The organism is Aromatoleum toluolicum (genome assembly GCF_012911005.2).
Lineage (GTDB): Bacteria > Pseudomonadota > Gammaproteobacteria > Burkholderiales > Rhodocyclaceae > Aromatoleum > Aromatoleum toluolicum.
Window position 1 is genome coordinate 1 of sequence record NZ_WTVS01000133.1, and the last position, 6640, is coordinate 6640.

Below are 6640 nucleotides of genomic sequence, written 5' to 3' on the forward strand. Positions count from 1 at the left end.
GGGCGGAGGCGGAGATGGCGCAGGTGTTCATGCCGCGGACCTCCGCTGCAGGCGCCCGAGCAGCGCGACCACGCCCCAGTAGCCCAGCCACGCGATCAGCACCATCAGCGAGGGCTGCGCGCGGTAACCGGCGAAGGCCGCGGCGATGCCACCCGCCGTGCTGCCATCCTCGAGCAGCGCCGAGCTGTCCCACACCGGCTCGAGGAGCGGCGGCAGCCACTCCATGTCGATCAGGCGCTCGACACCCGACACCAGTAGCGCCGCCGCGAGCAGCAGCAGCACGATCTCGCTCGCGCGGAAGAACAGGCGCCCCGGCAGCCAGCGCGCACCCGACAGGATCACCCATGCGGTCGCCAGCGCCAGCGCGAAGCCGATGCCCGCGCCGGCGAACAGGCGCGCGAGCGTATCGCCGGACTGCTCCATCGCCAGTCCGTACAGGAACAACACGGTTTCGGCGCCCTCGCGGCCCACCGCGATCGCCGCGAGCATGGCGACCGATGCGCCGCCGGCCGAATCCGCGGCGCGTGAGAGGCCGGCCTCCAGTTCGCGCTTCATGTGGCGTCCGTGCGAGCGCATCCACAGCACCATGTGCGTGATCAGGCCGGTGGCGGCGAACACGATCGTGGTCTGGAACAGGTCCAGCGCGTCGGCCGCGAGCCAGCCATGCACGCCCAGCATCGTCAGCGCCAGGAAGCCCGCCAGCGCGAGGCCGCCGCCGACGCCCGCCCACAGGTGATGCACGCCGATCCGGGTGTCTCCGCGTTCGCGGATCCACGCGAGCAGGATGCTGATGATCAGGATCGCCTCGACGCTCTCGCGCCATACGATGAATAGTGCGTTGCCCATGCTGCCGGCCTCCCGAAGTGCTTACTTGGCGACGAAACGGCCCTTCGCCGTGTCGGGGTGGAACTCGCCGAAGAAGGGATAGGAGCCCGGCTTCAGCGGCGGAAAAATCGTCGTGCGCGTCACCCCGGGTCCGACCACGAGCTCCTTGAACGGGCTCGTCGTCTCGAACTCCTCCGGCCCCGCGTTGCGGTTCGTCAGCTGCAGGCGAAAGCGCGTGTTGGCGGGCACTTCGATCGTCTCGGGCGTGAGGCGGCCGTTTTCGGCGACGATCTCGAACGTCGGCATGTCGGCGTGGGCAGCCGGTGCGGCAAGCACGACGAGACCGGCCAGGAATGCGGTCAGGGGGATGGGGGGCATGACGGGTGCTTCCTCGCGATAACGTGGGCGCTGCCGCATGGCATCGGGCCGCGCGGCGCCGCGGGCATCAGTAGCCGCCCTTCTTGCCGACGCCGGCGTAGGTGAATTCGTTCTCGATCTCGAAGGTCTTGAACCACGGACGCACGCCGGTGGCGCGGTCGGTGTGGCGGCCGAAGTGGCTGGCGTGGCTCGCGCCCGGCGGCAGGATCGTGTACTTGACCTTGTACTTGCCCGGGCCGGCGAGCTTGATGTTGTCGCCGTAGTGCGGGCCGTCGCTCGCGACCATGGGCATGAACTCGCCGGCGAGCTTCCAGTCGCTGCCGACCTTGGCGATCTCAAACTTGACCGTCAGGTAGGGGATCCAGCTGCCTTCCTCGAAACCGTTCGGGTTGTTCGCCAGCGCGCGGATGTCGGCCTCGATGTGGATGTCGGTGTCGGACGCCTTCTTCATCATGCCCGGCGGCTCCATCTCGATTGGCTGCAGGTAGACGGCCGCGATTTCCATCCCGCTGCGCTGTTGTGGCTTGCCAATGGGATACTCGAGGGCGTGCGCGGAGAGCGACAGGGCTGCTAAAGCGGCGATGGCAAGCGGACGGAGCGGGGCGCGAAACATGAGGTTTTCCTCTGTCTGGAAAATGCGGAAACGATCGCGAATAAGCGTATCGGCTGAATGTTGTTGCGAATAATAACGACAATGAGAATTAATCGCAATAAAGATTGGCGGAGTGGGGGCGCCGCCCTACCGACCTCGCAATGAGGCCGGTCATCGGCAATCGGCTGCCCTCTGCGCGTCTCGGCGCTGTGGGACGGACGGTACTAATCGTGCATGACGGCTGGGCTGCGCGCCTTGGGTGGTGAGGTCGCCGCAGCTTCCGTGCGTGGATCCGGTCCGGAAATCGTCCCTGCCCTGCCGATCGGCGCTTCGTGGGCGCCGGTGCGTTCGAGGTCCAGGTGCATCAGCACTGCCGGAGCCTCGACGCGCGGGCACTGGCGGACGTCGCCGATGCGGCGGAACCGGAAGACGCGCTCGTAGAATCCCGCATGGCGGGGATTCACCTCGATGAATGCGTCGGTGACGCGGTGTCGCGTCCGTCCATACAGGTATGCGAGGTAGAACAGCGCGGAGAGTACGCCGTGCGAGCTGTACTGCGGGTCGATCGCGAAGGCGGACAGTTCGCAGATCCGACGCTTCATCCGGCGGAACACCGCAACCTCGGGGCCGTACAACTCGTCGACGAGCAGTCCGGCGGGCGAGTCCAGCCCCAGCGTGATGGTTGCGAACACCTGTCCGCGGCTTGCGCCGGCGAACACCACGCGGTCGGGCGAATCCACGCGCGGCGCGGTCTCCGACGTGCGATAGCCGCGCCGCGCATACAGCCGTTCGACCAGGGCGCGGACCTGCGCGAGCACGCTGCATCCGGCGACCCCATAACAGTAACCACCGCATTTGTAGCCGCATACGCCGGAATTGATCGCCGCCCGGCATGCCGCCTTGCGCGCATCGCTCGCCGCGCAGGGGACCGGAATGCAGCCCGGCGAGGGGTGCGTGCTGCGGCAGCCGGAATCAGCGGAAGTGATCGCCCACATGATGCCCTCCCCATGCGTCTGGGATGCCTGCAGCGGGCATGGCATGCCCGCGCAGACGCCCATGCTCGTGAGGATATGGCCGGACATGCACCGGCACATCCGCATATGCTCCCTTGCAGCGCATGACAAATGTCATGGCAACGGAGGAGGGTTTGGCGGGCGCACCGGGGGTTGGCGGTGCAGCCCGGGGCGTGCGATCAGCCTGGTGAGGACCAGCCGCCGCCGAGCGCCTTGTAGAGGTCCACGGTGCCCGTGAGGCGGGAGAGCCGCAGCTGGGCGAGCTGGTCCTGCGCCTGGAACAGCGTGCGCTGCGCGTCGAGCACCGTCAGCAGCTCGTCCGCGCCTTCCCGGTAGCGCATCTCGGCGAGGCGCAGGCTGCGCGCCGCCTCGCGGCTGATCTCGTGCTGGCTGTCTTCGAGGCGGCGGTCGCGGTCGGCGTTGCCGAGGGCGTCCTCAACTTCCTTCAGTGCGACATGCACGGCGGAGCGGTAGTTTTCGACCAGCGCCCGCCGCCGCGAACGTGCCGCTTCGACCTCGTTGCGCAGGCGCCCGCCGTCGAACAGGCTATGCGTGAGGCTGGCCGTCAGGCCCAGCGTGCTGGCGGGATTCGCGAGCGACAGCAGCGCCGTGCTCGCGAGACCAGCCGAGCCGGCAAGATCGATGCGCGGCAGCAACGCCGCGCGCGCCGCCGCGACATCCGCGTCGGCCGCGGCGAGCTGGGACTCGGCGCTGGCGAGGTCCGGGCGGCGCGTGAGCAGTTCCGCGGGCAGGCCGGGGGTGACCGGGGGGATTGCAAGGGTAGTGAAGGATTCGGCGGCGAGGCTGAAATCCTGCGGCGCCTGCCCGACGAGGAGCGCCAGCGCGCTGTGCGTCTGGCGTTCGAGCGTTTCCAGCGGCAGCAGGGCGGCACGCTGCGCGAGCACGGTGCTGCGCTGGCGGCTTACGTCGAGGGCAGACGCCGCGCCGTTGCGGTAGCGCGCTTCGACGATGCGGAACACGCGCTCCGCGATCGTGAGATTGTCGCGCGCGATGACCAGCCGCTCGCGTGCCGCGAGCAGCTGGAAATAGGTGTTGGCGACGCTGGCGACCAGCGTCAGGCGTGCCGCGTCGTGATCGTGACGGCTCGCGGCGAAGCTTGCTTCTGCGCCACGCACGTTGGCCGCGATGCGGCCCCATAGGTCCACTTCGTAGCTGATCGACAGGCTCGCGCCGGACGATTCGCTATCGACCGAGCGTCCACCGTCGCCCGGATCGCTGCGCCGCCACCCGGTGTCGCCGCCGATGCCGGCGGAGGGCAGCAGCGACGCACCGGCCACGCGCAGTGCGATCTCCGCCTGGCGGACGCGTTCGACTGCGGCGCGGAAGTCCGGGTTGTCCGCGACTGCGGCGGCGACCAGGGATTCCAGCCGGACCGAAGCGAAGCCGCGCCACCACACAGGGTCGGGTTGAAGCGCGCCGTTCGCGGCCGGCTCGATCCAGCCCGCGGGCACGGCGAGGTCGGCCCGTGTCGCCGGTTCGGTGATCGCGCACGCGGACAATGCAAGCAGCAGGCTCGTAGCAAGCACCGGAGCGAGCCGGCGCGGAGGAATGCGGTTCATCGAGGGATCACTCCGACGCAAGGGCGACGACCGGGTCGAGGCGGGCCGCCTTGCGCGCGGGCAGGTAGCCGAAGATCAGGCCGGTGGCGAAGGCGCAACCGAAGGCGAGCAGCACGGGGGGCAGGGAATACACGACAGGCTTGTCGAAGGCCTCGATCACGGCTGCGGCGCCCAGACCCACGGCGACCCCGATCAGCCCGCCCAGCGCCGACACGACCAGCGCTTCGATCAGGAACTGCTGCAGGATGTTCTTCATGCGCGCGCCGGTCGCCATGCGGATGCCGATCTCGCGCGTGCGCTCGGTGACCGACACCAGCATGATGTTCATGACGCCGATACCGCCTACCAGCAGCGAGATCGCCGCGACGGTGCCGAGCAGCACGGTCAGCGTGTTCTGCGTCTCCGACGCGCTCTCGATCACCTGCGCCATGTTCCGGATCTGGAAGTCCTCGATGCCCGAATGGCGCGTCTGCAGCAGCGCGCGTACGGCTTCCTGCGTGTCGTCTATCTGCGCGACGTCCTCCACCGCGACGATGGCGCTGCGCAAGTGGCGCTGTCCGGTCAGGCGCAGGCTACCGGTCGAGAAGGGCACGAAGATCACATCGTCCTGGTCCGAGCCCCACGGCGTCGCGCCCATAGGTCCCATCACTCCGACCACCTGGAATACGAGGTTATTCACCAGCACGTACTTGCCGATCGGATCCTCGTCGCCGAACAGGGCCTTCGCGACCGTCTGGCCGACGACGGCGACCGTCGCATAGCGGCGCTCGTCGGCGGCGCTGAAGAACGTGCCGTGCGCGACCGGCCAGTCGCGCGCGATCGTGTAATCGGCGCCGGTCGCTGTCGCCGAGGTGCGGTGGTCGGCATTGCCGTAGCGCACCGTCACGCCCGCGCTCTGCTCCGGCACCGCGGCGAGCACGTTGGGCAGCTCGATGATGGCATCCACGTCCTCGCGCACCAGCGTGGCGGTCGTGTCGCGGCCGCGCTGGTTCGGTGCGCCGGGCCGCACCGTGAGGAGGTTCGTGCCCATCGCGCTGATGCGGTCGATGACGTCCTGCTTGGCGCCGTCGCCGATCGCCAGCATCGCGATCACCGCCGCGACGCCGATGACGATGCCCAGCAGCGTCAGCGCGGCGCGGAACAGGTTGGCACGCAGCGCCCGCAGCGCCGTGCGGGTCGCCTCGACGACGTCCGAAAGCTGGGACGTGCGGTCGATGTGCGGGTCGAAATCGGGCTCGGGGCCCACGGGCGGCCGCGGGCCCGGATCCGAGACGACGTTGCCGTCGCGGATCTCGATGATGCGCTGCGCCTGCTCGGCGACCTCGCGCTCGTGCGTGATCAGGATGATCGTGTGCCCGGCCGCCGAGAGCTCGCGCAGCAGCTGCATCACCTCGGCGCCGCTCTTGCTGTCGAGGGCGCCGGTCGGTTCGTCGGCGAGGATCACGCGGCCGCCGTTCATCAGCGCGCGGGCGATCGACACGCGCTGCTGCTGGCCACCGGAAAGCTGGCTGGGGCGGTTGGTGGTGCGGTCGCCCAGACCCAGCGTCGTCAGCAATTCGATCGCGCGTGCATGGCGTTCGGCCGGTGGCATGCCCGAGTAGACGGCCGGCACCTCGACGTTCTCGCGCGCGCTGGCGCCGCCGATCAGGTTGTAGCTCTGGAACACGAAGCCGAAGGTCTCGCGCCGCAGGCGCGCGAGCTCGTCGCGGTCGAATCCTGCGACGTCCCGCCCCATGAAACGGTAAGTGCCGGTGGTCGGGCGGTCGAGGCAGCCGAGGATGTTCATCAGCGTCGACTTGCCCGAACCCGAGCTGCCGACGATGGCGACGAACTCGCCCGGATAGATCGTCAGGTCGATGCCGTGCAGCACCTCGACGGCGAGCTCGCCGGTGCGGAAGGTCTTGGTGACGCCGGACAGCTCGATCAGCGGTTCGCCCGACGGCCACCGCCGGGGCGAATCCGGGTCCAGTCCGGCGATCAGCGGTTCGGCTTTCATATGCGTGGCGTGCGACGTGGCGCGCTGGCGTTGCCGCCCTTGTCCGCGGAGGCCATGCCGGACACGATCCGCTCCCCTTCCTCGAGGCCGGACAGCACCTGGGCGTGGATGCGGCTGCGCACGCCGATCTCGACCTGGCGGTCCTGCAGCGGTCCCTCCGCCGGGGCAACCTTGAGCGTCACCGTGCGCGGCGTGCCGCCAGCGCCCTTCTTCGTGTCCGGCCCCCGGGGCGCATCCCCGCCCGGCGCGCCGGAGG

General features: G+C 69.3%; 6 protein-coding genes and 1 pseudogene. All 7 read right to left on the minus strand.

What is annotated here, in order from left to right; genetic code table 11:
* Positions 1-27: 27 nt before the first annotated feature.
* On the minus strand, positions 28-846 hold the full coding sequence (locus tag GPA27_RS27470; protein WP_169143594.1) for an FTR1 family iron permease: 819 nt from the start codon (positions 844-846) through the stop codon (positions 28-30).
* Positions 847-867: 21 nt separating this feature from the next.
* A complete protein-coding gene (locus GPA27_RS27475) occupies positions 868-1203 on the minus strand; it encodes a cupredoxin domain-containing protein (RefSeq protein ID WP_169143595.1) in 336 nt (111 codons plus the stop codon).
* Between the two features lie 67 nt (positions 1204-1270).
* Positions 1271-1816: an iron transporter gene (locus GPA27_RS27480; protein ID WP_169143596.1), complete on the minus strand. Its 546-nt coding sequence runs from the start codon at positions 1814-1816 to the stop codon at positions 1271-1273.
* A gap of 203 nt (positions 1817-2019) precedes the next feature.
* Positions 2020-2877 carry an N-acyl amino acid synthase FeeM domain-containing protein gene (locus GPA27_RS27485; protein WP_169143597.1) on the minus strand — a complete coding sequence of 286 codons (858 nt, stop codon included), beginning with the start codon at positions 2875-2877 and terminating at the stop codon, positions 2020-2022.
* Positions 2878-2987: 110 nt separating this feature from the next.
* Positions 2988-4388, minus strand: coding sequence for an efflux transporter outer membrane subunit (locus GPA27_RS27490; RefSeq protein ID WP_169143598.1), 1401 nt, complete (start codon positions 4386-4388; stop codon positions 2988-2990).
* A gap of 7 nt (positions 4389-4395) precedes the next feature.
* Positions 4396-6384 carry a MacB family efflux pump subunit gene (locus tag GPA27_RS27495; protein WP_246261525.1) on the minus strand — a complete coding sequence of 663 codons (1989 nt, stop codon included), beginning with the start codon at positions 6382-6384 and terminating at the stop codon, positions 4396-4398.
* A pseudogene (locus tag GPA27_RS27500) lies at positions 6381-6640 on the minus strand (efflux RND transporter periplasmic adaptor subunit); the annotation flags it as partial. The gene GPA27_RS27495 and the pseudogene GPA27_RS27500, both read right to left, overlap by 4 nt.